General features: G+C 71.6%; 22 protein-coding genes and 1 pseudogene. 16 read left to right on the top strand and 7 right to left on the bottom strand.

Annotation, left to right across the window (positions count from 1 at the left end):
• Nucleotides 1-13 precede the first annotated feature (13 nt).
• The 5 genes from LIV37_RS21575 (at nt 14) to LIV37_RS21555 (ending at nt 3,983) form a co-directional block, all read left to right on the top strand.
• The gene (locus LIV37_RS21575) at nt 14-892 is read left to right on the top strand and encodes an STAS domain-containing protein (RefSeq protein WP_020869239.1); all 879 of its coding nucleotides are present in this window, start codon (nt 14-16) and stop codon (nt 890-892) included.
• Nucleotides 889-1,299 (top strand): STAS domain-containing protein, encoded by a 411-nt coding sequence (locus LIV37_RS21570; RefSeq protein WP_020869238.1) that lies wholly within the window; start codon nt 889-891, stop codon nt 1,297-1,299. Before LIV37_RS21575 ends, LIV37_RS21570 begins: the two co-directional genes overlap by 4 nt.
• Nucleotides 1,300-1,378: 79 nt before the next feature.
• A complete protein-coding gene (locus tag LIV37_RS21565; protein ID WP_309471203.1) occupies nt 1,379-1,762 on the top strand; it encodes an ATP-binding protein in 384 nt (127 codons plus the stop codon).
• Entirely contained in the window at nt 1,759-2,778 is a 1,020-nt protein-coding gene (locus LIV37_RS21560) for a SpoIIE family protein phosphatase (protein WP_020869236.1), read from the top strand. The genes LIV37_RS21565 and LIV37_RS21560 overlap by 4 nt, the downstream gene beginning before the upstream one ends.
• Nucleotides 2,775-3,983: a PP2C family protein-serine/threonine phosphatase gene (locus LIV37_RS21555; RefSeq protein WP_020869235.1), complete on the top strand. Its 1,209-nt coding sequence runs from the start codon at nt 2,775-2,777 to the stop codon at nt 3,981-3,983. Before LIV37_RS21560 ends, LIV37_RS21555 begins: the two co-directional genes overlap by 4 nt.
• Here LIV37_RS21555 and LIV37_RS21550 read toward each other — a convergent pair.
• Together LIV37_RS21550 and LIV37_RS21545 are read right to left on the bottom strand one after the other, a co-directional pair.
• The gene (locus LIV37_RS21550; protein ID WP_020869234.1) at nt 3,977-4,504 is read right to left on the bottom strand and encodes a hypothetical protein; all 528 of its coding nucleotides are present in this window, start codon (nt 4,502-4,504) and stop codon (nt 3,977-3,979) included. The two genes, LIV37_RS21555 and LIV37_RS21550, sit on opposite strands and share 7 nt — an antisense overlap.
• A gap of 99 nt (nt 4,505-4,603) precedes the next feature.
• Nucleotides 4,604-6,703, bottom strand: coding sequence for a glycosyltransferase family 4 protein (locus LIV37_RS21545; protein WP_020869233.1), 2,100 nt, complete (start codon nt 6,701-6,703; stop codon nt 4,604-4,606).
• Nucleotides 6,704-6,944: 241 nt separating this feature from the next.
• On the opposite strand from LIV37_RS21545, the gene LIV37_RS21540 reads away from it, so the two are divergent.
• Nucleotides 6,945-7,736, top strand: a complete 792-nt coding sequence (locus tag LIV37_RS21540) for a hypothetical protein (protein WP_020869232.1) — start codon at nt 6,945-6,947, stop codon at nt 7,734-7,736.
• A 36-nt stretch (nt 7,737-7,772) separates the two neighbouring features.
• Here LIV37_RS21540 and LIV37_RS21535 read toward each other — a convergent pair whose 3' ends face one another.
• Nucleotides 7,773-8,639, bottom strand: a complete 867-nt coding sequence (locus LIV37_RS21535) for a hypothetical protein (protein WP_020869231.1) — start codon at nt 8,637-8,639, stop codon at nt 7,773-7,775.
• Between the two features lie 371 nt (nt 8,640-9,010).
• Here LIV37_RS21535 and rplM point away from each other — a divergent pair, with 371 nt between their 5' ends.
• The 3 genes from rplM to glmM all read left to right on the top strand — a co-directional run bounded on the left by rplM (nt 9,011) and on the right by glmM (nt 11,498).
• Entirely contained in the window at nt 9,011-9,454 is a 444-nt protein-coding gene (gene rplM / locus LIV37_RS21530; protein WP_020869230.1) for a 50S ribosomal protein L13, read from the top strand.
• 41 nt (nt 9,455-9,495) lie between these two features.
• Complete coding sequence (rpsI, locus tag LIV37_RS21525) at nt 9,496-9,999, top strand: 30S ribosomal protein S9 (RefSeq protein WP_020869229.1); 504 nt, start codon at nt 9,496-9,498, stop codon at nt 9,997-9,999.
• A 140-nt stretch (nt 10,000-10,139) separates the two neighbouring features.
• Nucleotides 10,140-11,498: a phosphoglucosamine mutase gene (glmM, locus tag LIV37_RS21520; RefSeq protein ID WP_020869228.1), complete on the top strand. Its 1,359-nt coding sequence runs from the start codon at nt 10,140-10,142 to the stop codon at nt 11,496-11,498.
• Between the two features lie 200 nt (nt 11,499-11,698).
• Here glmM and LIV37_RS21515 read toward each other — a convergent pair whose 3' ends face one another.
• Both LIV37_RS21515 and coaA read right to left on the bottom strand, forming a co-directional pair.
• Nucleotides 11,699-12,634 (bottom strand): DUF389 domain-containing protein, encoded by a 936-nt coding sequence (locus tag LIV37_RS21515; RefSeq protein WP_020869227.1) that lies wholly within the window; start codon nt 12,632-12,634, stop codon nt 11,699-11,701.
• 13 nt (nt 12,635-12,647) lie between these two features.
• Complete coding sequence (gene coaA, locus LIV37_RS21510; RefSeq protein WP_373920778.1) at nt 12,648-13,625, bottom strand: type I pantothenate kinase; 978 nt, start codon at nt 13,623-13,625, stop codon at nt 12,648-12,650.
• A 128-nt stretch (nt 13,626-13,753) separates the two neighbouring features.
• Here coaA and glmS point away from each other — a divergent pair, with 128 nt between their 5' ends.
• The 5 genes and pseudogenes from glmS (at nt 13,754) to LIV37_RS21485 (ending at nt 19,226) form a co-directional block, all read left to right on the top strand.
• Nucleotides 13,754-15,601 carry a glutamine--fructose-6-phosphate transaminase (isomerizing) gene (gene glmS / locus LIV37_RS21505; protein WP_121824659.1) on the top strand — a complete coding sequence of 616 codons (1,848 nt, stop codon included), beginning with the start codon at nt 13,754-13,756 and terminating at the stop codon, nt 15,599-15,601.
• A gap of 34 nt (nt 15,602-15,635) precedes the next feature.
• Nucleotides 15,636-16,004 carry a holo-ACP synthase gene (locus LIV37_RS21500; protein ID WP_020869224.1) on the top strand — a complete coding sequence of 123 codons (369 nt, stop codon included), beginning with the start codon at nt 15,636-15,638 and terminating at the stop codon, nt 16,002-16,004.
• Nucleotides 16,005-16,455: 451 nt separating this feature from the next.
• Nucleotides 16,456-17,340, top strand: coding sequence for a helix-turn-helix domain-containing protein (locus tag LIV37_RS21495; RefSeq protein ID WP_020869223.1), 885 nt, complete (start codon nt 16,456-16,458; stop codon nt 17,338-17,340).
• A 119-nt stretch (nt 17,341-17,459) separates the two neighbouring features.
• Nucleotides 17,460-18,356, top strand: coding sequence for a hypothetical protein (locus LIV37_RS21490; protein ID WP_214663676.1), 897 nt, complete (start codon nt 17,460-17,462; stop codon nt 18,354-18,356).
• 31 nt (nt 18,357-18,387) lie between these two features.
• Nucleotides 18,388-19,226, top strand: a pseudogene (locus tag LIV37_RS21485) (MBL fold metallo-hydrolase).
• Nucleotides 19,227-19,650: 424 nt separating this feature from the next.
• On the opposite strand, the gene LIV37_RS21480 reads toward LIV37_RS21485, so the two are convergent.
• Nucleotides 19,651-19,974: a hypothetical protein gene (locus tag LIV37_RS21480; RefSeq protein WP_020869220.1), complete on the bottom strand. Its 324-nt coding sequence runs from the start codon at nt 19,972-19,974 to the stop codon at nt 19,651-19,653.
• Nucleotides 19,975-20,181: 207 nt separating this feature from the next.
• Between LIV37_RS21480 and LIV37_RS21475 the strand changes: the two genes are divergently transcribed.
• Nucleotides 20,182-21,519 (top strand): NsdA family TPR-like regulatory protein, encoded by a 1,338-nt coding sequence (locus LIV37_RS21475; RefSeq protein ID WP_243146184.1) that lies wholly within the window; start codon nt 20,182-20,184, stop codon nt 21,517-21,519.
• Nucleotides 21,516-22,088 carry a GNAT family N-acetyltransferase gene (locus LIV37_RS21470; protein ID WP_020869218.1) on the top strand — a complete coding sequence of 191 codons (573 nt, stop codon included), beginning with the start codon at nt 21,516-21,518 and terminating at the stop codon, nt 22,086-22,088. The genes LIV37_RS21475 and LIV37_RS21470 overlap by 4 nt, the downstream gene beginning before the upstream one ends.
• A 533-nt stretch (nt 22,089-22,621) precedes the next feature.
• Here the strand turns inward: LIV37_RS21470 and LIV37_RS21465 are convergent.
• Nucleotides 22,622-22,987, bottom strand: coding sequence for a hypothetical protein (locus LIV37_RS21465; protein WP_020869217.1), 366 nt, complete (start codon nt 22,985-22,987; stop codon nt 22,622-22,624).
• Nucleotides 22,988-22,994: the final 7 nt, after the last annotated feature.

The following is a 22,994-nucleotide window of genomic DNA, read 5'->3' as shown; positions in this document are numbered from 1 at the left end:
CGAAGGGAACCGCGTGAGTACCAGCGAGGCCGCTGTGCGAGAGCGTCTGACCAGGGCGCTCCATGAACGCGGCGAGGAGATCGCCGATCGCTGGGTCGAGCTGCAGATGGAGCAGGCCCTGCTCGACACCGACATCGGGGAGGCCGAACTCCACGAGGAGGCCGACGCCTTGATCGAGGCGCTGGTCCCCGGACTGCAGAGCGGTGTGCCGGTGGACCGTGTGGTGACCTCCAGCCCCGGGCTGCACGAAGCCGTGGTCGGCCTGTCGCTGCGCCGGGCGCGGGCCGGGGCCACCCCGACGGCGACCTCGCTCGCGGTGCTGGCGCTCAAGGAGGCGCTGCTGAGGGCGGTGCAGCGGGACACCCGGGACGCCGAGGAGCTGTTCGCCTCGGCCGTCTTCATGAACCGGCTGCTCGATGTGGCCGGGGCGCTGTCCTTCGAGACGTATGTGGACGGCCGGGAGGAGATCATCCGGCGGCAGAGCCAGCAGCTGATGGAGCAGTCGACGCCGGTGGTGCGGCTGTGGCGGCAGGTGCTGGCCGTGCCGCTGATCGGCACCCTGGACACCGCCCGGACCCAGGTGGTGATGGAGAATCTGCTCCAGGCCATCCAGGACCATGAGGCGCTGGTCGCGATCATCGACATCACGGGTGTGCCGACGGTGGACACCGCCGTCGCCCAGCATCTGATGCAGACCGTGAACGCGGTGCGGCTGATGGGCGCGGACTGTGTGATCAGCGGGGTGCGCCCCTCGATCGCCCAGACCATCGCCCAGCTCGGCATCGACCTTTCCACCATCCTCACGCGGGCGACGCTGGCCGACGCGCTGGCCGCCGCGATCAAGCTGATCGACGGGCCCGGGCCCGACGGTGACGAAGGAGACGGTCGGTGACCGGTCATCGCTCGCCCGGCGTTCCGATTCTGCGACTGGGAGACGTCCTCGTCACCGGCCTGCTCAATGAGCTCGACGACCGGACCGCCATCGCCTTCACCGAGGAGCTGACCGAGCGGATCTCGGCCGAGGGCGCCCGTGGGGTGCTCATCGACATCTCCCGGCTGGAGGTCATCGACTCCTTCGTGGCCCGGACGCTGATGGAGCTGACCACGGTCGCCCGGCTGCTGGGGGCGCGGGTGATCGTGGCCGGGATGCGACCGCCGGTGGCGATCACCCTGGTCGAGCTCGGGATCGAGCTCGTCGGCGTGGAGACGGCACTCAATCCGGAGCAGGGCATGGCCGCGCTGGGGTGGCGTCAGGCCCCACAGCCCCTGGAAGGGGCCCGACGTGGCACTGCCCGGTGAATTCACCCTCGCCTCCCGGGGACCCAAGAGGCCCTCGCGGACGGAGGACCGGCGCCCGCCCGCGCCGGCCTCGTACCCGGTGCGGACGGAGGAGGACCTGCTGACGGTCCGCCATGCCGTGCGCGCGGCCACCGTCGAGGTGGGCTTCGGCCTGGTGGACCAGACCCGGGTGGTCACGGCCGCCAGCGAGCTGGCCCGTAACGCCTATGTCCACGGGGGCGGCGGCACGGTGACCCTGGAGTATCCGCGCGACCCCCGCGGACGGCGCGGGCTGCGGCTGGTCGTCAAGGACGAGGGGCCGGGGATCGCCGACCTCGACGCGGCGCTCACCGACGGCTTCACCACCGGCTCCGGCCTGGGCCACGGGCTGGGCGGCGCCCGGCGGCTGATGGACGAGTTCTCGGTGCGCACCGGCCCGGGTGAGGGCACGGTGGTGGTCGTCACCCGCTGGACGGTGCGGTGACCCATACGTTCACGGCGCCCACCGTCCAGGTGCGCGTCGACCACCGCAGTGCCGTGCATCTGGCCGCCGAGGCGGCGCGTGAGGTAGCCCGGGCGTGCGGGCTGCCGGGGGCGCTGCCCGACCAGGCGGCCGTGATCGCCTCGGAGCTGGCGACCAACCTGGACAAGCACGCCAACGACGGCACGCTCTACGTACAGCCGCTGCCGCTGGGCCACGGGGTGGAGATCCTCGCCGCCGACCGCGGCCCCGGTATGCACGACCCCGAGCGCTGTCTGACGGACGGCTACACCACGTCCGGCACGCTGGGGGTCGGGCTCGGCGCCGTCAAGCGGATGGCGACCCACTTCCAGATGCGCAGCGCCGACGGGACCCACGCGGGCACCTGGGCCTGCGCCCGCCTCACCGCGCCGGGCGGGCAGCGGCCGGGGTGGCAGGGGGTGGGTGCGGTCTGTCTGCCCGCCGAGGGGGAGGAGGGCTGCGGCGACGCCTGCGCGGTCGTCGACACGGACGCCGCCCGCACCGCGGTCGTCCTGGACGGTCTCGGCCACGGCCGGCCCGCCGCCGAGGCGGCCCAGGCGGCGCTGCGTACCTTCCACACCGACCCGGACCGGCCGCTGCCGGAGGTGCTCACCCGGATGAACCGGGCCCTGCGGCACACCCGGGGCGCCGCCGTGGGCGTGCTGCGGCTGCGTCCCGAGCACGCCGACTACTGCGGCATCGGCAACATCCGCGCCCTCGCCCTGACCCACGACCGGGTCCGGCACCGGCTGATCGGCCAGCCCGGTATCGTCGGCTGGGGAATGCCCACCCCCCGCGTCCACGACTTCCCGCTGCCCCAGGGCGGTACGGCGGTGCTGCACAGCGACGGCATCGACGCCCGCTGGTCGCTCGACCCGCCCCCGTCCGTGCTCCGCCTCCCGCCGCCCCTGCTGTCCGCCGCACTCGCCCATGGCCATCGCCGCGTCCGCGACGACGCCACGGTGCTCGCGGCCAGGTCCCCCTTAAGGCTTCCATGACGACGAGGAACCTCACCTGCGCCACGACGGCGGGGCTCAGCCGGGCCGTTCGGGCGCTGGCCCGGGAGCACGCCCTGGACCCCGCGGTCCGGGCCCGCCTTGTGCTGTCCGCCGCCGAGGCCGCCGGGGCGGCGCTGCGGGCCGGTCGGGAGGCGGGCCTCGAGTGGGGTTACGAACCGGCCGGGGGACTGCTCACGGTGGTGCTGCGGACCCCGGGCGATACGGGTCCGGTGGCGGCGGATCTCCCGATGGCCCCCGACGAGGTGACCGAGGGCGAGACGGTCTGGCGCCTCCCGGCGTCACCCCCCTCCGGCGCCGCGGCCGAGGCGCCCGACGAGGACGCCCTCGCCGCGGAGGAGCTGCGCGCGGTCGTGGCCGCCGCCGACGCGCTCACCTCCGAGCACCGCCGTCTCAATGACGAACTCGCCGAGACCAACAGCGGGGTGCTCGCGCTCTACGTCCAGCTCGACGAGCGGGACAAGCAGTTGCGCACCGCGCACGGCCAGACCCTGCGGGAGCTGGAGGACGCGCTGCGCCCGGCGCCCATCAAGGCCGACGGTCTCGAACTCGCCGTGCACTACGAGCCGGCCGGCACCGACGCGCCGACCGGCGGGGATCTGTACGACTGGTTCGTGCTGCCCGACGGCACCGTCCACATCACCATCGTGGACGCGCTGGGCCATGGGGTGACCAGCACGCGCAGCGCGCTCAACGTCACCCACGCGGTGCGCACCCTGGCCCTGGAGGGCCATCGGCTCGAGTCGATCGTGGCCCGCACCGACGAGATCCTGCGCCCCTTCGACCGGTCCGTGATGGCCACCGTGCAGCTGGCCCGGATCGATCCGGCCACCGGTGAGCTGTGGCTGGCCAATGGGAGCCATCCGCCCGCGCTGCTGCTGCGCCGCGACGGGACGGCCCGGTATCTGGAGGCCCGGGGGCGCGGAATCGGCTTTCCGCTGCCCGGCAGCGAGACCCCGCTGACCGAGCGGCTGGCCCCCGGGGACCTCCTCCTGCTCTACACCGACGGTCTCACCGAGAGCCGCCGGGACCCGATCGAGGGCGAGAAGCGCCTGATCGAGGCCGCGCACAAGCATCTGCAGAGCCCGACGGAGGAGGTCCCCGGCGCCATCGCGGAGGATATGCACACGGTGATCCTGCATCCGGATGACACCCTCGCGCTGGCGGTGCGGCTCACCGGTCAGTGATCGGCGGCCGGGCCGAGGCGCTGCCGCGGGACACGGCCCCGCTGGAGGTCCCGCTGACGGGGGACCGGAGGCGGGAGCGGGCGCTCGTCGTGCGGCTGGGCACGGACCAGCTGTTCGAACAGGGGACGCGCCGCGATCAGGGCCTCCCGCATCCGCTCCGTGGCCGTCTCGCCCTCGTGCACCCGCGCCGCCATGGCGTGCAGCCGGCGGTAGCCGTCGATCTCCTCGGGGTGGCGGACGGACAGCGCGTCCATCCGCTTCTCCTCGGACTCGGCCGGATAGCCGCGGTCGACGGCCAGCGCGCCCAGCAGCCGGTCGGCTTCGCGCAGGGCCCATCCGGGGGAGTCCACGAACCGCTCCTGCAGGCCCGCCCACCGCGCCGCGTACTGCTCCCTGGCTTCCGAGGGCAGGCTTCGGACCGGCAGCTCGCCCTTGCGGGCCTGCCGCACCGAGGGGGCGATCACAAGGCCGGCCATGGCGGCCAGTGCCGCCAGCAGGATGATGAGCGTGACTGTTGACATCGCTGTGCCTTCCGCAGAGATTTTCCTCGCTCGAGGCTGGTATCACCGAGTGTTACCGGTGATCTCGGCGGCAAACACGGCACCTTTGGACCGATTCTCTCAATTCCCCGTGGTGACGGAGATGATGGCGAGGTCACCGGTGCGGGTGAGGTGGGGGCGGACACCGTGAGTGATCGGAAAGAGGTCCGTTTTGTCGCGGTCCACGATGTCGCCGACGATGCGTCCGATCCGGATCGGGGTCCCGCCCCGGGCCGACTTGTGGAGCGTCAGGGTCCAGCCCGCGGCGCCCTCTTCGCCGTCATGAGCCTCCCGGATCCGCTCGTACGGAACGGTGAAGCGGAACCGGCCGCCGTCGAGCGCGGTGACCCCGGTGAGGAACGGGCGGGCCGGGCCCCTGGACGGGGTGGCCACCGCGGCGGGGGCGGCGTCGGGCCCGAAGCGCGCGCCGTGCAGGGTGCCTTCGACGGCGATCCCCTCGGCGTCCAGGCGGATCACCCGGGCCTCGGCGTGGGCCGGGCGCCGCCAGGCGCGCAGCGCGAGATAGCCGTCGACGGTGGAGTAGGGGATCCACCAGGTGAACGGGGAGCCGGGCAGCGGCTCCAGGTCCAGCAGCCCGCGCCCCTCGGCGAAGCGGCAGCCGACCCGGCGGCGGACGCCGTCGGAGGGGCGGACCACATGCAGGTCCCAGCGGCCCTCGTCGAGGTCGAGCGTCGCGCGGTCGAGGGTGGCCGTCCAGGGCGCGGACGGCGCGGCGCCGACCGGGGGCAGCAGCGGTATGTGGAAGGGCGGCTCGTCGCTCTTGCGGCGGGTGACGGTCAGTTCGAGCTCACCGCCGTGCACGCCGGCGGGCTCCAGCAGCACCGACAGATCGCCCTCGGCGGTGACCCGGCAGGACGCGACGGGCCGCAGGGGCTTGCGGATCAGCTGCTTGACCGTGTCCTTGAGGGCGCCGGTCAGCGGCACTCCGGCCGGCCGGCCCCTTAACGGCCCGGCCGTACGGCGCCGGTGGGCCGGGGCCGTGGTGGAGCGGGCGGTGTGGAGCTCCTCGATGAGCCGTACGTAGGCGGCCGCCACGCGCTCGGGGGCGTAGCGCTCCGCCGCGATCCGGGCCGCCGCGCCCATCGAGCGGCGCAGTTCATCGTCCTCGATCAGGGTCAGCAGCCCCTTGGCGATCCCGTCCGCGTCGCCCACCGGCACCAGCAGTCCGTCCCGGCCATCGGTGATGATCTCGCCCGGACCGTGCGGGCAGTCGGTGGCGACCACGGGCACCCCGCAGTGCATCGCCTCGACGATCGTCATGCCGAACGACTCCTCGCGGGAGGTGACGGCGGCGATCGCGCCCTTGGCCCATTCGGTCTCGATGGGGGAGTGGGCGCCCATCAGGGTGATGTGGCCGGCCAGGCCGAGCTCGTCGACCTGACGGCGCAGCGCGGGGAGTTGGGGGCCGCGGCCGTAGATGCGCAACCGCCAGTCGGGGTGTTTGGCGGCCACCGTCTCCCAGGCGGCCACCAGCAGGTCGTAGCGCTTGACGGGGATCAGCCGGCCCGCGGCCACGACGAGTTTGGCGCGGCCGTCGGAGGGCTCGATCCCGGTGGCGGGCACCCCGTTGGGCAGGGCGGTCAGCCGGGTGGTGACACCGGGGAGATGGGCCCGATGGGTGGCCGCGTCGGCCTCGGAGACGGAGGTGTACGCGTCGAGGTGGGGTATGGCGGCGTCGCAGGCGGCGCGGATCTCGGCGCGGTGGGTGCCGTAGAGGCGGTGCTCCTGGCCGATCCGCAGAAAGCGGCCGGCGCGGCCGAGCGCGGCGAGATAGATGACCAGGCCGGGGCGGGTGGCGATGACGACATCGGCGTCGGTGCGGTCGAGGTACCCGGCGACGCGCTCGTCGGTGAGGGCGTTGAAGTTGGTGGTGCCCCTGGCCTCGGCGGCGGGGATGTGGGCGCTGGGCCGGGTCAGCAGCGGATGGCCGAGGTCGGCGGCGCGCCGCCCGGCGCGGGGCGGGTCTTCCTGGGGGCGCAGGTCGATCAGGGGTCTGAGCCGCACGGCGGGGTGGAGAGGGAGGTTCGGGGTGTCGATGGTGCGGATCAGGGAGACGATCTCCACGGTGTGGTGGGCGGCGAGCGCCCCGGCCACATTGAAGGTCGACCGGATGGTTCCGCCGATGCCATAGGCGTTGTGGAGCAGGAAAGAAATCTTCATGGTGATGTACGCGCGGCGGGGCTGAACTGCCGCGACGTGCCCTCCCCTCCGAGGCGGAGCCAGTAAGGACCGAGTCGGTCGGTAAGACTGACTGGGGCCGCGAAGGTTGCTTATGCGTGTGGTGATATGGGATCAACCACATTCGGAAAAGGGATTACAACCTTCCCCGGGTTCTGGGAGTCTGCGGGGTGTCCGTGCGGAGGCCGTACGGGCCCGATACCGACCAGGGGTGGACAGAGAAATGAACGACTCCGGTGCGAAGCGGACCGTGGGCGCGGCCATCGCGGTGGTGGCGGCGCTCGGGCTGATGACCGGATGCGGCAGCGACTCCGGCGAGGGCAAGGCGGACGGCGCCAAGCAGGCGGGCAGCGCCGAGCAGGGCGACGGCGCTTCGCAGGGCGACAAGGCCGCGAGTTCCGACCCGGCCGCCAAGCCCCTGTCCGCGTCCGCCCTGGAGCGGGCCGCCCTGACCAACGGCGAGGTCAAGGGGGTCGAGGTGCAGAAGATGACGGACAAGGAAGTCAGCGAGGGCGGCTCGGCCAAGACCGGCAAGGCCGCGTGCCGGCCGATGGCCGCGCTGATGGGGAGCCAGTACGACCCGGCCCCCAAGGCCAGCGTCCACCGCGCCTACGCCACCGACCTCACCAAGGCGAAGGTCGGGGGCACCGGCCTGATCCGGATCTCCTCCTACGGACCGGGCGACGCCGAGCGCACCGTGAAGGACCTGCGCGACGCCGTCTCCGCCTGCCAGAGCGGCTTCCCCGCCGAGGACGGCTCGGGCGGGAAGGCGGACGTCAAGAAGGTGACACCGCTCGACGCGCCGAAGGCCGGGGACGAGGCGGTGTCCTTCAGCCTGCATGACGCGGGCAAGGAGAAGGCCGTCATCAAGTTCACGGTCGTGCGGACCGGGCCGCAGGTGATGGTGTTCTTCGGGGTCAACATCGCCGACCCGGCGAAGTCCGAGATCCCGGCCGCGCTGGTGGACGCCCAGGTGGCGAAGGTGGCGAAGGCCACGAAGGGCGCCGCGTCCTGAGCCCGGCGGGCCGGGCCTTTCGCTTGCGGCCCGGTCTCAGTTGGTGGCGGAGGCGGCCGAGGCGGCCTCCGCCGACGCCTGGGCGCTGCCCCGGGCCAGGATCCGGCGGAAGGTGTAGTCGGCCACATCGCGGGCGGCCTGGAGGGTGGCGGTGTCCGACGACGTGACCGCCTTCCCCGACGTATAGCCGGAGATCGTGAAGTAGGCGTACCGCCCGATCGCGTTCGCCGAGCTCTGGCAGGCCGTCCGGCGGCAGAAGGTCGGGACGCCCCCGCCCGAGAGCGAGGCGATGTTCGGCTTGTACCCGTCCTTGGCCTTCTCGGCCGCCGCCTTGCCGTCGAAGACGGCGACGCCGACCGTCACCGCGACGCCGTCCCGGGTGAAGGTGGCCCGCAGCAGCTTGCGGCAGCCGTTGTTCACCAGAACCGAACCGAGCGCCCCCTGGGTCCCGGCCGAGCAGCTGGTGGTGGAGGCGGACGCCGCCTTGGTGTACGACCGGTCGTCCTTGGCGGCGCGCTTGTCGGGGAAGAGGCTGCCCGCGCTCAGCGGTGCCTTGTCCCGCCGGGCGCTGGAGATGATGTCCAGCGGCTTCGGCGGCGCGGGCGGCGCCACATTGGAGAAGGTCGGCTCGGGCGTCGCCGACTCGCTGGGCAGGTCCTGCGGAGTGGGCAGCCCACCGGCCGAATCGCCGCCCCCCTTGTCCTTGTGACCGCTGCTGATCACGGCGGTGGCGACGATCGCGGCGACGGCGGCCGTCGCCAGCGCCCCGCCCCCGATGAAGAGCAGCTTGCGGCGGCGGTTGCGCGCGGCGGACTGATCGGCGAGCGCCGCCCAGTCCGGCGTCGACGGCTGAGGCGGCTGAGAACCCCCGGGCCCATAAGGCCCCCCTTGCCCAAAGCTCATGGCGCGCATCTTAGACCGGCCGGGTGACAGGATGGACCCGCCGACGGCTGCCATTACGCCGCGCGACGGCTCAGGCCTTCCGGCCGGACCCGGGCCGTGGACGGGTTCGCGGTCGTGTGGGGGCGTTTTGACCCGGGTGGGGGCGGGCCGGTATTCTGCCAGTTCGTTATGCGTATTGGCTTGCTCGTTCTCACGTGAGAGGCCGTTACGCCGGTCCACCGGGCCGATGACCAGCGGCAAGCACTCGGCATGCGTCACCGAGGTGCGGCCAGGGCTGTCGTGATCGTCCGGGTGGCCTTGTCCGGACCTGTCCTCCCGGCCCTCGCGGGCCCGGGGAGACTCCACTCACTGAAGAAGCGAAGGCTACGACCGTGCGTACGTACAGCCCCAAGCCCGGCGACGTTCAGCGTCAGTGGCATGTCATCGACGCCACCGACGTGGTTCTGGGCCGTCTGGCCACCCAGGCCGCCACCCTTTTGCGGGGCAAGCACAAGCCGGTGTACGCGCCGCATGTCGACGCTGGTGACTTCGTCATCATCATCAACGCCGACAAGGTGCACCTCTCCGGCAACAAGCGGACCCAGAAGATGGCGTACCGCCACTCCGGCTACCCGGGTGGTCTGCGCTCCATCCGCTATGACGAGCTGCTGGAGAAGAACCCGGAGAAGGCCGTCGAGAAGGCCATCAAGGGCATGCTCCCCAAGAACACCCTGGGCCGTCAGATGCTCTCGAAGCTGAAGGTGTACTCGGGCGACCAGCACCCGCACGCCGCTCAGCAGCCGGTTCCGTTCGAGATCACCCAGGTCGCGCAGTAGTCCCGGCCACCCCTTACGACGAAGAGAATCTGAGGAGCATCGTGGCCGAGACCACCGCCGAGACCCCCCTCGATGTCGAGGAGTACACCACCGAGAGCGTCGAGACGGTCGAGTCGGAGTACACCTCCGAGTCGCTCGCTTCCCGCTTCGGTGACCCGCAGCCTGCCGCCGGCACCGGGCGCCGCAAGAACGCCGTGGCGCGTGTCCGCATCGTGCCGGGCAGCGGGCAGTGGAAGATCAACGGACGTACTCTCGAGGAGTACTTCCCCAACAAGGTTCACCAGCAGGAAGTCAACGAGCCCTTCAAGGTGCTCGAGCTGGACGACCGCTACGACGTCATCGCCCGCATCTCGGGCGGCGGCGTCTCCGGCCAGGCCGGGGCGCTGCGTCTGGGCATCGCCCGGGCGCTGAACGAGGCGGACGTGGACAACAACCGCGGCCCCCTCAAGAAGGCCGGCTTCCTGACCCGTGACCCCCGCGCCACCGAGCGCAAGAAGGCCGGTCTGAAGAAGGCTCGCAAGGCGCCGCAGTACAGCAAGCGCTGACGCCCATCGCGGCACCGCTGCTTCACCCGAACGCCCCGGCGGCACCACCTGTGCCTCCGGGGCGTTCGGCTATCGCCACCGGGGGGCGTATACCTACAAGCAAGCTTCAGCCCCCCAGCTCGTAACTTCGGAGGACACCAGTGGGACGACTCTTCGGTACGGATGGTGTGCGCGGCGTCGCGAACGCCGATCTGACGGCTGAGATGGCGCTCGGCCTGTCGGTAGCGGCGGCGCATGTGCTCGCCGAGGCGGGAACCTTCGAAGGCCATCGGCCGGTGGCGGTGGTCGGGCGGGATCCGCGAGCGTCCGGGGAGTTCCTGGAGGCCGCCGTGGTGGCGGGGCTGGCCAGCGCCGGGGTGGACGTACTGCGGGTCGGCGTGCTGCCCACACCGGCCGTCGCGCATCTGACCGGGGCGCTGGACGCGGACCTCGGGGTGATGCTCTCCGCGAGCCACAACCCGATGCCCGACAACGGCATCAAGTTCTTCGCCCGCGGCGGCCACAAGCTGGCCGACGAGCTGGAGGACCGCATCGAGACCACCTACCGCGCCCACGCCTCCGGCGAGCCGTGGGACCGGCCGACGGGCACCGGGGTGGGCCGGGTCCGGGACTACGACGAGGGCTTCGACGCCTATGTGGCCCATCTGGTCGGCGTCCTCCCCAACCGGCTCGACGGCCTCAAGATCGTCATCGACGGTTCGCACGGCGCCGCCGCCCGGGTCTCCCCGGAGGCGTTCGCGCGGGCCGGGGCCGAGGTCGTGACGATCGGCACCGACCCGGACGGGCTCAACATCAACGACGGCTACGGCTCCACCCACCTCGCCCGCCTCCAGGCGACCGTCGTGGAGCACCGGGCCGACCTCGGCATCGCCCACGACGGGGACGCCGACCGCTGTCTCGCGGTGGACGCCACGGGCCGCGAGGTCGACGGCGACCAGATCCTCGCCGTCCTGGCCCTGGCCATGCGCGAGGCGGGCAACCTGCGCGGGGACACGGTGGTCGGCACCGTGATGTCCAACCTCGGCTTCAAGCTGGCCATGCGGCGCGAGGGCGTCGAACTGGTCCAGACGGCGGTCGGGGACCGCTATGTGCTGGAGGAGATGAAGGCCCACGGCTACGCCCTGGGCGGCGAGCAGTCCGGGCACGTGATCGTCCTCGACCACGCCACGACGGGTGACGGCACCCTCACCGGCCTGCTGCTGGCGGCCCGCGTCGCCGCGACCGGCCGCACCCTGGCCGACCTCGCGGGTGTCATGGAGCGGCTGCCGCAGGTGCTGGTCAACGTCCCCGACGTGGACAAGTCCCGCGTCGCCTCCAGCGCGGACGTGGCCGCGGCCGTCGCCGAGGCCGAGCGCGAGCTGGGCGAGACCGGCCGGGTCCTGCTCCGCCCCTCGGGCACGGAGCCGCTGGTACGGGTCATGGTCGAGGCCGCCGACATCGAGCAGGCCCGCTCGGTCGCGGGCCGCCTGGCGGACGCGGTGAAGTCGGCCCTGGGCTAAGCGCTCCGCGGGAAGCGGCGCAAGGTGCGGCCGTTCATCCCCGGACTTCTCGCGCCGGAGGGGCTGGATATTCCAGCCCCTCCAGGGGGCACTCCCAGCGATAGCTGGGGGAGTTTGAGGAGCGGGGTCCGGGGCGGAGCCCCGCCACGCGGCGGAGCCGCATATCGATGCTGCGGGAAGGGGCGGGGTGGGGAAGCTCCCTACCCCGGGGGAGGAGACCCCCGCCGCCCCCACAAAACCTTCTGCGCCAGCAGCGTCAGCGTCCCCGCCACCACGATCCCCACCAGATTCAGCAGCAGCTGCTCCGTCGAGCCCCACATCTGGTCGATCTCCCCGTACCCGAGCGCCACCGCCGCGTTGGCCGCCGCGGGCACCGTGGTCACCGAGATCGCCACGCCCACCAGCGCGCCGGACTTCGCCGAGGTCAGCGAGAGCGTTCCGGCGATCCCCGCGAGCACGGCGACCACGAACGAGAACATGTCCGGCTTCCAGATGAAGTCCGTGTTCGGCCGGGCACGCTCCAGCATGTCCTTGTCGAAGAGACCCACCGCGTCCATCGCGATGCTGAAGCCGGTGGTCAGCGCCATCGCCGCCGCGAATCCGACCAGCAGCGCGATCGCCGAGCGGGCGGCCAGCCGCGGCGCGCGCCGCACCAGCGCGGTGCACAGCCCCGCCAGCGGACCGAACTCGGGGCCGACCGCCATCGCACCGACGATCAGGATCGCGTTGTCCAGCACCACACCGCATGCCGCGATCATCGTCGCGATGACGAGGAAGGCGAGGTAGGTGACCGAGAGCGTGGACTCCTCGTGGGTGGCGTCCGCCAGGTGCTCCCACAGGACCGCGTCCGCTCCCTCGCCGGGCGCCTCCTCCTCCGCCTTGTCGGCGCGCTTGGACAGCGACAGGTCGATGTTCTCCACCGCGATCGAACCGGCCTCGTCAAGGCCCAGCTCACGCAGGTCGCCCAGCAGGGCGTCCCCGGCCTCGCGCGCCACGTCGCACATGACGACGTCCCCCACGGGGTCGCGGGCGGCGCCGGGCAGCACCACCAGATGGGTGGTGCCGACCGTCTTCTCGATCGTGCGCACCACGTCCTCGGTGCGGTCGGCGGGGACGATCAACCTCAAGTGCAGCATGGCCCGACGCTCCTCACAGCTTGCGCAGGGACAGCCGCTGCACCTTGTGATCCGGCCCCTTCCGCAGCACAAGCGTCGCCCGCCCCCGCGTGGGCTGCACATTCTGCTTCAGATTGGGCTTGTTGATGGTCCGCCAGATCATCCGCCCGTAGTCCAGCGCCTCCTCCTCGGAGACCTGGGTGTACTTGCGGAAGTACGAGGACGGGTCCTGGAAGGCCGTCTCCCGCAGCTTCCTGAAGCGGCCCAGGTACCAGCGCTCGATGTCCTCGGTCCGGGCATCCACGTAGACGCTGAAGTCGAAGAAGTCCGCGAGCCCGACCCGGGTCAGCCCGTCCTTCCCCGGCAGCGCGGGCTGCAGCACATTGAGGCCCTCGACGATGAGGATGTCGGGGCGGTGCACGGTCAGCTGCTCGTCCGGCACGATGTCGTAGATCAGGTGGGAGTAGACCGGCGCCGACACCTCCGCCCGGCCCGCCTTCACATCGGCGACGAAGCGGGTCAGCGCCCTGCGGTCATAGCTCTCCGGGAACCCCTTGCGGGACATCAGCCCACGGCGGCGCAGCTCGGCGTTGGGGTAAAGAAAGCCGTCCGTGGTGATCAGCTCTACCCGCGGATGCTCGGGCCAGCGGGCCAGCAGCGCCTGGAGCAGCCGCGCGGTGGTCGACTTGCCGACCGCGACGCTCCCCGCCACGCCGATCACGAACGGCGTACCGGGCTGGGCCCCGTTGCCCCGCTTGGTGTCGCCCAGGAAGGTATTGAGCGCGCCGCGCAGATTGCCGGTGGCGGCCACATAGAGGTTGAGCAGCCGGGACAGCGGCAGATAGACATCCCGCACCTCATCGAGGTCGATGACATCGCCGAGTCCCCGCAGCTTCTCGACCTCGCCGGCGGTCAGCGGCAGCGGCGTCTTGTCCCGCAGCGCGCTCCACTCGGAGCGGGACAGATCGACGTACGGGGTCGCTTCGCCGCTCCGCCGCTGCGGGCCGCGCACGGTGCGCGCCGCGCGCGCGCTTGACGTGATCACCCCCTCATTGTCATGCCAGGGACCGCCCGAGTGACCGGTGCCGAGGCGTGGGGTCGGTCACCCCGGGCCGGGGCCGGGGGTCGTACGCTGCGTCCATGTGCGGAATCGTTGGTTATGTGGGAGGGCAGTCGGCCCTCGACGTCGTCCTCGCCGGGCTCAAGCGGCTGGAGTACCGCGGCTATGACTCGGCGGGCGTCGCCGTGCTGGCCGACGGTGGGCTGGCGGCGGCCAAGAAGGCGGGCAAGCTGGGCAACCTGGAGAAGGAGCTGGCCGACCGCCCGCTGCCCACCGGGGGCACCGGCATCGGCCACACCCGTTGGGCCACCCATGGCGGCCCGACCGATGCCAACGCCCATCCGCACCTGGACAACGCGGGCCGCGTCTCCGTCGTCCACAACGGCATCATCGAGAACTTCGCCGCGCTCCGCGCCGAGCTGGCCGAGCGCGGCCATGAGCTGGCCTCCGAGACCGACACCGAGGTCGTGGCGCATCTGCTCGCCGAGTCGTTCTCGTCCAGCGGTGACCTCGCCGAGGCGATGCGCCAGGTCTGCCGCCGGCTGGAGGGGGCCTTCACACTGGTCGCGGTGCACGCGGACGCGCCCGATGTGGTGGTCGGGGCGCGCCGCAACTCGCCGCTGGTCGTCGGCGTCGGCGAGGAGGAGGCGTTCCTCGCCTCCGATGTGGCCGCCTTCATCGCCCACACCCGCGAGGCCATCGAGCTGGGCCAGGACCAGGTCGTGGAGGCCCGCCGGGACGGTGTGACCGTCACCGACTTCGAGGGGGCGCCGGCCGAGGTCCGCCCGTACCACGTGGACTGGGACGCCTCCGCCGCCGAGAAGGGCGGCTACGACTACTTCATGCTCAAGGAGATCGCCGAGCAGCCGAAGGCCGTCGCGGACACCCTGCTCGGCCGGATCGACCTGGCCGGGAACCTCTGCCTGGACGAGGTGCGCATCCCGGCCTCGGTGCTGCGCGAGGTCAGCAAGGTCGTGATCGTGGCGTGCGGCACCGCGTACCACGCGGGCATGATCGCCAAGTACGCCATCGAGCACTGGACCCGGATCCCCTGCGAGACGGAGCTGGCCAGCGAGTTCCGCTACCGCGACCCGATCCTGGACCAGCGGACGCTGGTGATCGCCATCTCGCAGTCCGGCGAGACCATGGACACCCTGATGGCGCTGCGGCACGCCCGTGAGCAGGGCGCGAAGGTGCTGGCCATCTGCAACACGAACGGCTCCACGATTCCGCGTGAGTCGGACGCGGTGCTCTACACCCACGCCGGTCCCGAGGTCGCCGTCGCCTCCACCAAGGCGTTCCTCACCCAGCTGGTGGCCTGCTACCTGGTGGCTCTCTACCTGGGCCAGGTGCGCGGCACCAAGTGGGGCGACGAGATCCTCTCCGTGATCCGCGAGCTGTCGGAGATCGCGACCCAGGTGGAAGAGGTCCTGGAGACCATGGAGCCGGTACGGGAGCTGGCCCGCACCCTGGCCGACAAGAACACCGTGCTCTTCCTGGGGCGGCACGTCGGCTTCCCGGTCGCCCTGGAGGGCGCGCTCAAGCTCAAGGAGCTCGCGTACATGCACGCCGAGGGCTTCGCGGCGGGCGAGCTCAAGCACGGGCCGATCGCGCTGATCGAGCAGGACGTACCGGTCGTGGTGGTCGTCCCGTCGCCGCGCGGCCGGTCGGTGCTCCACGACAAGATCGTCTCCAATATCCAGGAGATCCGGGCCCGCGGCGCCCGCACCATCGTGATCGCCGAGCGTGGCGACGAGACGGTGGCCCCGTACGCCGACCACCTCATCGAGATCCCCGCCACGCCCACCCTGCTGCAGCCCCTGGTCGCCACCGTGCCGCTGCAGGTCTTCGCGTGCGAGCTGGCGACGGCGCGCGGCAACGAGGTCGACCAGCCGAGGAACCTGGCCAAGTCGGTGACGGTCGAGTGACGAGTGGGTCCGGTCGGCCCCGTCGAGCGACGTCGTGATCATCGGTGTCGGCATCGACGTCGCCGAGATCGACCGCTTCGACGACGCGCTGCGGCGCACCCCCGGCATGGCGGACCGCCTGTTCGTCGAGCACGAGCTGTGGCTGCCGAGCGGGGAGCGCCGCGGCATGGCCTCCCTGGCCGCCCGCTTCGCGGCCAAGGAAGCATTGGCCAAGTCCCTGGGCGCCCCCGGCGGCCTGCGCTGGACCGACGCCGAAATCCTCACCGAGCCGAGCGGCCGCCCCCGCCTCTCGATCCGCGGCACGGTCGCCACGTGCGCGGAACGGCTGGGGGTACGGGGCCTGCACGTCTCGCTGAGCCATGACGCGGGGGTCGCGTCGGCGGTGGTGATCGCGGAAGGGTGAGGCTTCCGCGGGTCCGCGGGGTCCGCGGGGTCCGCTGGGTGCGGGTGCGGGTGCGGGTGCGGGTGCGGGCGCGGGGGCTCCGCCCCCACGCTCCGGCAGGGGCCCCGCCCCGGACCCCGCGCGGTCGCTCCGGTGACGGGCGTGGTGCGGGTGCGTGGTGGGTGCGCCTGCTGTTCGTGGTGGGTGCCGGGGGCGGGGCCTGCGGGGCGGCGCCCTGGACCGCACATTTACGGCGCCGTTGGCCGGGGGCTTGCGTGGGCCGGAGATTGGCGCCACAAATATGCGTGAGCGTCCAGGACACCACCCCTCCGACCCCGCCCCCTCCCGCCTCGTTCGCGGCTATCCGCCGGTGGGCGCGCCCGCCGCCGAGGACGGAGGCGAAGTCGGGCCGCTGGTGCCTATCCTCGGCAGGGAGAGGCTGCGCGCTGCGGGTCGACCCATACTCGGAGCCATGGACGGGAAATCACAGCTCGGGGACTTCCTGCAGACGCGGCGCTCCCAGCTGCGACCCGACGAGGCCGGGGTGCCCACCTACGGGGAGCGCCGGCGGGTGCCGGGTCTTCGCCGTGAGGAACTGGCGCTGCTGGCGGGGGTGAGCGCCTCCTACTACGCCCGGTTGGAACAGGGGCATTCGCGGGGCGCCTCGCCGGAGGTGCTGGACGCGATCGCCCGCGCCCTGCGGCTGGACGAGTCCGAGCGCCGGCACCTGCACGACCTGGCCCGATCGGCCAAGCCCCGCGGTCGGCGGCGCCCCGCGCCGGAGCGCGTGACGGAGCCCATCGCCCAGCTGCTGGACGCGCTCGGGGACGTCCCCGCGGTCGTGGTCGGCAGGCGCAGTGACGTTCTGGCGTGGAACCGACTGGGCCACGCGCTGTTCGCCGGTCACCTCGACCCCGGTGCCCCGGACGTACCGGCGGAGCGCCCCAACATGGCCGGACTGGTGTTCCTCGACGCCCATACGCGCGACCTGTACGCGGACTGGCCGAGCAAGGCCAGGGCGGTGGTGGGGAATCTGCGCCTGGTGGCGGGCCAGTACCCCCAGGACGCCGCACTGCACACGCTGCTGGGTGAACTGAGTGCGAAGAGCGAGGACTTCGCGTCCATGTGGGCCGACCACCGGGTCAGGGCCTGCACGGTCGCCGAGTACGAGATGCGGCACCCGCTGGTCGGTCCACTGACCGTCATGCAGCAGACCCTCAGCCAGGGGCCGGGCCCCAGCGTCGTGGTCGCCACCACCGCGGCGGGCTCACCCTCGCGAGCCGCCCTGGGCCTCCTCGCCCAGGCCATCACCCGGGCCACCCCCGCCCGTTCGGACAGCCGGCTCAGCACCGGCTGACCCCGCACACCATCCACCGTCATGCGTCAGCGTTTCGCTTCCGCATGCCCGAAAGCAGTTGAAGGAAGCCCGTGTTCACCAAGCCCGCCGTCCTTGCCGCCGCCGCGATCGCGGTCGCGATGGCCGTTCCGGCCCCGGCAGCCGCCGTCTCGCCACCGCTCGGCCACGCGCGTACCGCCGTACACTTCGACCTGGCCAGGGGCCAGCTGCCGGAAAACATCGTGCTGGCCCCGGACGGCACCGCGTACGTCACCTTCGCCAAGGCCCGCCAGGTCGCCGCGGTCTCCCGCCACGGTGCCGTCCGGACCCTGGCCACTCTGCCCGCACCCGCCGACGGCGGCGTGCACACCCCGGCCCTGGGCTTCCCGCTGACCACCGGCATCGTCCGCGCCCACGACGGCACCCTGTACTTCCTCTACGCCACCGGCACCGCGGACCTGACCGGCGTATGGCGCCTGCGCCCGGGCGGCCGACCGCAGCGCATCGCCGCACTGCCCGCCGACGGCCTGCCCAACGGCCTGGCCCTGGACACCCGCACTCTGTACGTCACCGACTCCGTCCTCGGAACCGTCTGGCGCGTGCCCACCTCCGGCGGCATCGCCACCGCCTGGTCCACCGACCCGGCGCTGGCCCCCGCCGGATTCCTCGGTGCCAACGGCCTGAAGATCCACAACGGGGCGGTCTGGGCCACCAACCTCGACAAGGGCACCATTGTCCGCATCCCGATGCTCCCCGGCGGGCGTGCCGGCACCGCCCTGGTCACCGCCACCGGTCTGACCGGGATCGACGACTTCGCCTTCACAGGCCACGGCGACCAGATCATCGCCGCCCTCAACAACGTCAACCAGGTCGCCCTGGTCCGGCCCGACGGCACCCACACCACCGCCCTGACCGCCGCCGACGGCCTGCAGGGTCCAACCTCCATCGCGCTGCGTGGCGACACCGTCTACGTCCCGAGCGCCGCCTACCTCACCGCGAAGGACCCCAACCTCGTCCTCGCCCGCCTGGACGGCTGAGCCGACCAACCCCCACTTTACGGAGAACCCCATGCGCGATACGCACGAGATCACCCTGGGTGACGTCACTGTCACCCGGATCGAGGAGACGCACGGGCCGATCATGCCCACCGACCAGTTCAGCACGACACCATGGTCCACGCCGCCATGCAGACCTGGCTGCTGCGCAGCGAGGGCCGCACCATCCTGGTCGACACCGGCGTCGGCAACGACAAGTCCCGCCCGGCCGTCGAGGTGTGGGACCACCTGCAGCTGGACTACCTCGGCACCCTCGCCCGGGCCGGTGTGCGGCCCGAGGACGTCGACCTCGTGGTCAACACCCACCTGCACGCCGACCACGTCGGCTGGAACACCCGCCTGGTCGACGGCGCCTGGGTGCCGACCTTCCCCAACGCCACTTACCTGATGCCCCGGGCCGACTTCGAGCGCTGGAACCCGGCGACCCACCCGGACATCGCCGGCGGCGTCAACGAGAACGTCTTCGAGGACAGCGTCGCCCCCGTCCACGCCGCGGGCCAGGTGCTGCTGTGGGAGGACAGCCACACCATCGACGCCAACCTGCGGCTGGAGGCGGCACCCGGGCACACCCCTGGCTCCAGCGTGATCACCCTGGCCTCCGGCAGCGACCGCGCGGTGTTCGCCGGCGACCTGCTGCACACCCCGCTGCAGATCATGGAGCCCGAACACAACAGCTGCTTCTGCGAGGACCCGGCCGCCTCCCGCGCCACCCGCCACAAGATCCTCGGCCGGGCCGCCGACCACAACGCCCTGATACTGCCCGCACACCTCGCCGGCCACAGCGCACTGGAGGTCCAGCGCGACGCCGGTGCCTTCGCCATCAAGCAGTGGGCCCCCTTCAGCCGACTCTGACCCCCGCCTCCGACCGAAGGCACGGGCCGACCACGCGGCCCCGGACGAGCCTTTTGTGACCACCCCAGGTGGCGCGCGCCGTCCGTGGACGGCGCCACCTTGGTCTACTGGGAACCACCAGCCCACCCGCAGACCTGGCGCGGCGGGCGACGTAACCGGAGGATGATTCCCGCGCCAGGTGGATCGCCTTGCGGGCGTAGACGACAACCTGCTTGCGGTCCTTGCGCTTGACGCCGATGGCGGCTGACGCGCCTGTTGTTCGTGGTGGGTGCCGGGGGCGGGGCCTCCGGGGCGGTGCCCTGGACCGTATATTTACGGCGCCATTGGCCGGGGGCTTGCGTGGGCCGGAGATTGGCGCCACAAATACACGTAAGCGTCCAGGACACCACCCCTCCGGCCCCGCCCCCTCCCGTCTCGTTCGCGGCTATCCGCCGGTGGGCGCGTCTTGGTCGCCGTCCTCGTTGTGGACGGGCAGTCGTCTGCCTCTGCTCTCGGCTACCCGCAGTGCGTCGCGTAGTGCCTCACAGAGTCGGTCCGCCAGGAAGCGGAGCTCTCTTGCGTCTGCCTTGTGGTCCTCCAGCAGGGCCCGGGCGTGGCCGAGGAGCTCCGTCCCCATGGACAGTTGGAGTGCCTCGATCTGGTCCGCTCGTCGGTTCAGGGGACTTTCGTCTCTGTCCGATGTCAGATAGCACGGCCTGCCCTCCTGGTCGGACCAGGGGAGTAGTCGCAGGCCGGTCATCGTGTTCATCCGGCGGCCTCCCGGAGAGGCGCGAGAACCGCTCTCACCCATTCGAGGGCATTGGCCATAAAGTGGTTCATGTTCATCAGCTCCTGTCAGCTGGTGGGCCACGCCCCCGGACGTCCCACAACGTCGCGGGTGTCTTGTGCAAGTCCACCGTTTCGTCGGGCCCCGCGGGCGATCTGTGACCGGACGTTTGGGCGGACGTTTCCGCGTATGCCGGATGTACTGAGTCGCTATGGTGAGGGGACGGTTCGCGCGTGGTGGGGGATGCGGATGGCAGACAGGATGCTCGGCACATTGGCATCGCTGCGCTGCGCGGCGGGATACACGCAGGTGAGCTTCGTTTCCGCATTCGCCCGTGAAGCCGCCCGGCTGGGCATCGACGCCTCGGTGAGCGTCCGCCAGCTCCGGCGGTGGGAGAGCGAGTCGCCACCGCCGTTACCGCACCCGGGCCAACAGGCAGTATTGGAGGCGATGTTCGGGCTTCCGCTTGCCGAGATGGGATTCGATGTCCCGTCGCATCGCTATTCGACTGTCGAGAGGATCGGCGACGATGGAGAGGTGAAGCGTCGAGCGTTTGTCACGGGGTCGGGTGCGATCGCGGCGGCGGCGGTCTTCCCGAATCAGCAAGGGTCGCGTGTCGGTGCGAGTGAGGTGACGGCGTTCCGAACACGACTGGCTGACCTCTATGCCGTCGATCACCGGGCCGGTGGCATTCCCGCGAAGGCACGTGCTGAACAGTTGGAGCGGAAGATCACGCATGTACTCAACAGCAGCGCCTACATTGGCAGAGTAGGCCGTGACCTTCACACCATGCTCTGTGAACTCGCTTGTCACCGCGCCTGGTTCGGATACGACGGTGGGCCTCCTGAACAGGCTCGCGCCGCCTGCATGGAGGCGATGACGGCGGCACAGCTTATCGACGAGCCCCTCTTGCAGGTTCGCGCGCTCAATACGCTTTCCCTGCTTTCCGCCGATACGGGCCGCATGTGGGAGGCGGCATCGGCTGTCGAGAACGGTTACAGCCTTGCCCGCCGGGCAGGCGCGGGTGCCACGGTGCATTTGGTGATCTCATTGCGCGAGGCCAGTGCGGCGACGCACGCGGGCGACTCGGTCAGTGCAGGCCGTGCGCTGAGCCGAGCCGTTTCCTACCAGGGGCGTACGGACACGGACACGGACGTACCGAGGTGGGCGCGGTTCGCTGGCCCTGTCGAGGTGGATTACGCGACGGCGGCCTACTACACCGGGAAAGGGCAGCTCATGCGGGCCGTCCCGTTCCTGCGCTCGGCGGTTGCCGGTCTCGGCGGTGGTTACACCCGTAACACCGCCTGGTACCGGGCCCGACTCGCGCAGACGCTGTTCGACACGAACGAGGTGGAAGAGGCGTGCCACGAGATGATGGGCGTACTCGACGCTTGTAACGGGGTGTCCTCGGAGAAGTTGCGTCGTCGCCTGCATGCATTCGAGCGGATCGCCGTGCGCGCCGATGTTCCCGCTGCGCGAGACACCGTGGAGCGCATCCGCGAGACAACGAGAGGGGGCGACCGATGACGACGCCAGAGACGATCACAGTCGAGCGCATGGATGGCGCTGCTGCGGCGCAGGCCGAGGACGCGTTCACTCTGGTCTATGCCGAGGCGTTCGCCGAACCGCCATACGACAAGACTTCGGACTCGGTCGACGCGAACTTCCGGCGGTTCCGTTCGCAGGTCCGCAAGAAGACCTTCTCGGCCGCACTCGCCCGCACGGGCGACGGTGAGCCGGTCGGCATCGCCTATGGCTATCCGCTGAGCCCGAGCACCGGCTGGTGGGACCGGCTCATCACACCGGTGAGCGACGAGTTGCGTCGCGAGGACGGGCGGCGGACGTTCGGGCTCATGGAGCTCGCCGTACGGGCCCCGTGGCGCCGACTGGGGGTGGCACGCCGGATGCACGAAGCGGTGCTCGCCGACACCACGGCCGAGCGCGTACTGCTGAACGCACGGCCGGACGTCGAGGCCGCGCAGGCCGCGTACCGGTCGTGGGGGTACCGCAAGGTGGGGGAGGCCCACCCGTGGGAGGGCGCGGTGCTGCACGACGTGATGGTCCTGGACCTGGGGGCACCGTCCGGACAGCCGTGAGACGGCGGGGCCGCACCCGCCACCGGTGGATAGCCGCGAACGAGGCGGGAGGGGGTGGGGTCGGAGGGGTGGTGTCCTGGACGCTTACGTGTATTTGTGGCGCCAATCTCCGGCCCACGCAAGCCCCCGGTCAATGGCGCCGTAAATATACGGTCCAGGGCGCCGCCCCGGAGGCCCCGCCCCCGGCACCCACCACGAACAGCGGGCGCACCACCCACGCACCCGCACCCGTCAGACCACGCACCCGCACCCAGCGGACCCCGCGGAACTCTTGGGCCAGCACGTCCCGCCACGCCGCACCGGTACTTGCCGCTCTCCGCCGAGGGTTGGGGCAGCAGCGCCGCCACGTCCTCGTGCTGCAACGCCTCCACATCAGGGTCGGCCGGGGGAGGGGCGGGGCCTGCGACCCGCCCCTCCGCATCATTGGCGGCCATCCTCCCGTGGTCCACCGCGGTTCACCGCCCTGTTCGGCCAGGACCTGAGCAAGCTCTTCACAGGCCGGCTGTACGACAAGGGCGAAGCGAGGACGCGCGTCAGCTGACGTCCTTCTCGATCGCCTCGAAGATGTCCGCGTCCGTCTCCTGCTGCCAGCCGGGAAGGTCCGGCCAGCCGGCGACGTACCCGGGCTTCGGGTCCTCGAAGTGCCGGTACATCTGCGCGGTCCAGCACGTAGCGACGAAGCGCCCCTTCTGCTCCCGCGTAAGTCGCCCGGCGTGCCCCTCGCTCACCTCCAGGAACTGCCTCACCTGCTCGTACACCGCCCCGGCAGCCGCCCGCTCCCACTCCGGGGTCTCCTCCCAGGGGGTCACATAACCCGGCTTGGGCTCCCCGGGAAAGTGCCGCCGCACCCCCGCGATCCACGCCTCCCGGAACAGCCGGGCACCCTCGGTCCGCGACATCCCTGCC

The sequence above is a fragment of the Streptomyces rapamycinicus NRRL 5491 genome (assembly GCF_024298965.1).
GTDB lineage: Bacteria > Actinomycetota > Actinomycetes > Streptomycetales > Streptomycetaceae > Streptomyces > Streptomyces rapamycinicus.
This window is presented reverse-complemented; position numbering and strand designations above follow the sequence as displayed.

Excerpts from the sequence above, each read along its gene's own strand:
- LIV37_RS21470 (WP_020869218.1), top strand. The coding sequence starts at position 21,516 with ATGACGACGCCAGAGACGATCACAGTCGAGCGCATGGATGGCGCTGCT.
- LIV37_RS21545 (WP_020869233.1), bottom strand. The coding sequence starts at position 6,703 with ATGAAGATTTCTTTCCTGCTCCACAACGCCTATGGCATCGGCGGAACC.
- LIV37_RS21535 (WP_020869231.1), bottom strand. The coding sequence starts at position 8,639 with ATGAGCTTTGGGCAAGGGGGGCCTTATGGGCCCGGGGGTTCTCAGCCG.
- LIV37_RS21475 (WP_243146184.1), top strand. The coding sequence starts at position 20,182 with ATGCCGGATGTACTGAGTCGCTATGGTGAGGGGACGGTTCGCGCGTGG.
- LIV37_RS21555 (WP_020869235.1), top strand. The coding sequence starts at position 2,775 with ATGACGACGAGGAACCTCACCTGCGCCACGACGGCGGGGCTCAGCCGG.
- LIV37_RS21480 (WP_020869220.1), bottom strand. The coding sequence starts at position 19,974 with ATGAACACGATGACCGGCCTGCGACTACTCCCCTGGTCCGACCAGGAG.
- LIV37_RS21550 (WP_020869234.1), bottom strand. The coding sequence starts at position 4,504 with ATGTCAACAGTCACGCTCATCATCCTGCTGGCGGCACTGGCCGCCATG.
- LIV37_RS21465 (WP_020869217.1), bottom strand. The coding sequence starts at position 22,987 with ATGTCGCGGACCGAGGGTGCCCGGCTGTTCCGGGAGGCGTGGATCGCG.
- LIV37_RS21495 (WP_020869223.1), top strand. The coding sequence starts at position 16,456 with ATGGACGGGAAATCACAGCTCGGGGACTTCCTGCAGACGCGGCGCTCC.
- LIV37_RS21540 (WP_020869232.1), top strand. The coding sequence starts at position 6,945 with ATGAACGACTCCGGTGCGAAGCGGACCGTGGGCGCGGCCATCGCGGTG.
- LIV37_RS21490 (WP_214663676.1), top strand. The coding sequence starts at position 17,460 with ATGGCCGTTCCGGCCCCGGCAGCCGCCGTCTCGCCACCGCTCGGCCAC.
- LIV37_RS21515 (WP_020869227.1), bottom strand. The coding sequence starts at position 12,634 with ATGCTGCACTTGAGGTTGATCGTCCCCGCCGACCGCACCGAGGACGTG.
- glmS (WP_121824659.1), top strand. The coding sequence starts at position 13,754 with ATGTGCGGAATCGTTGGTTATGTGGGAGGGCAGTCGGCCCTCGACGTC.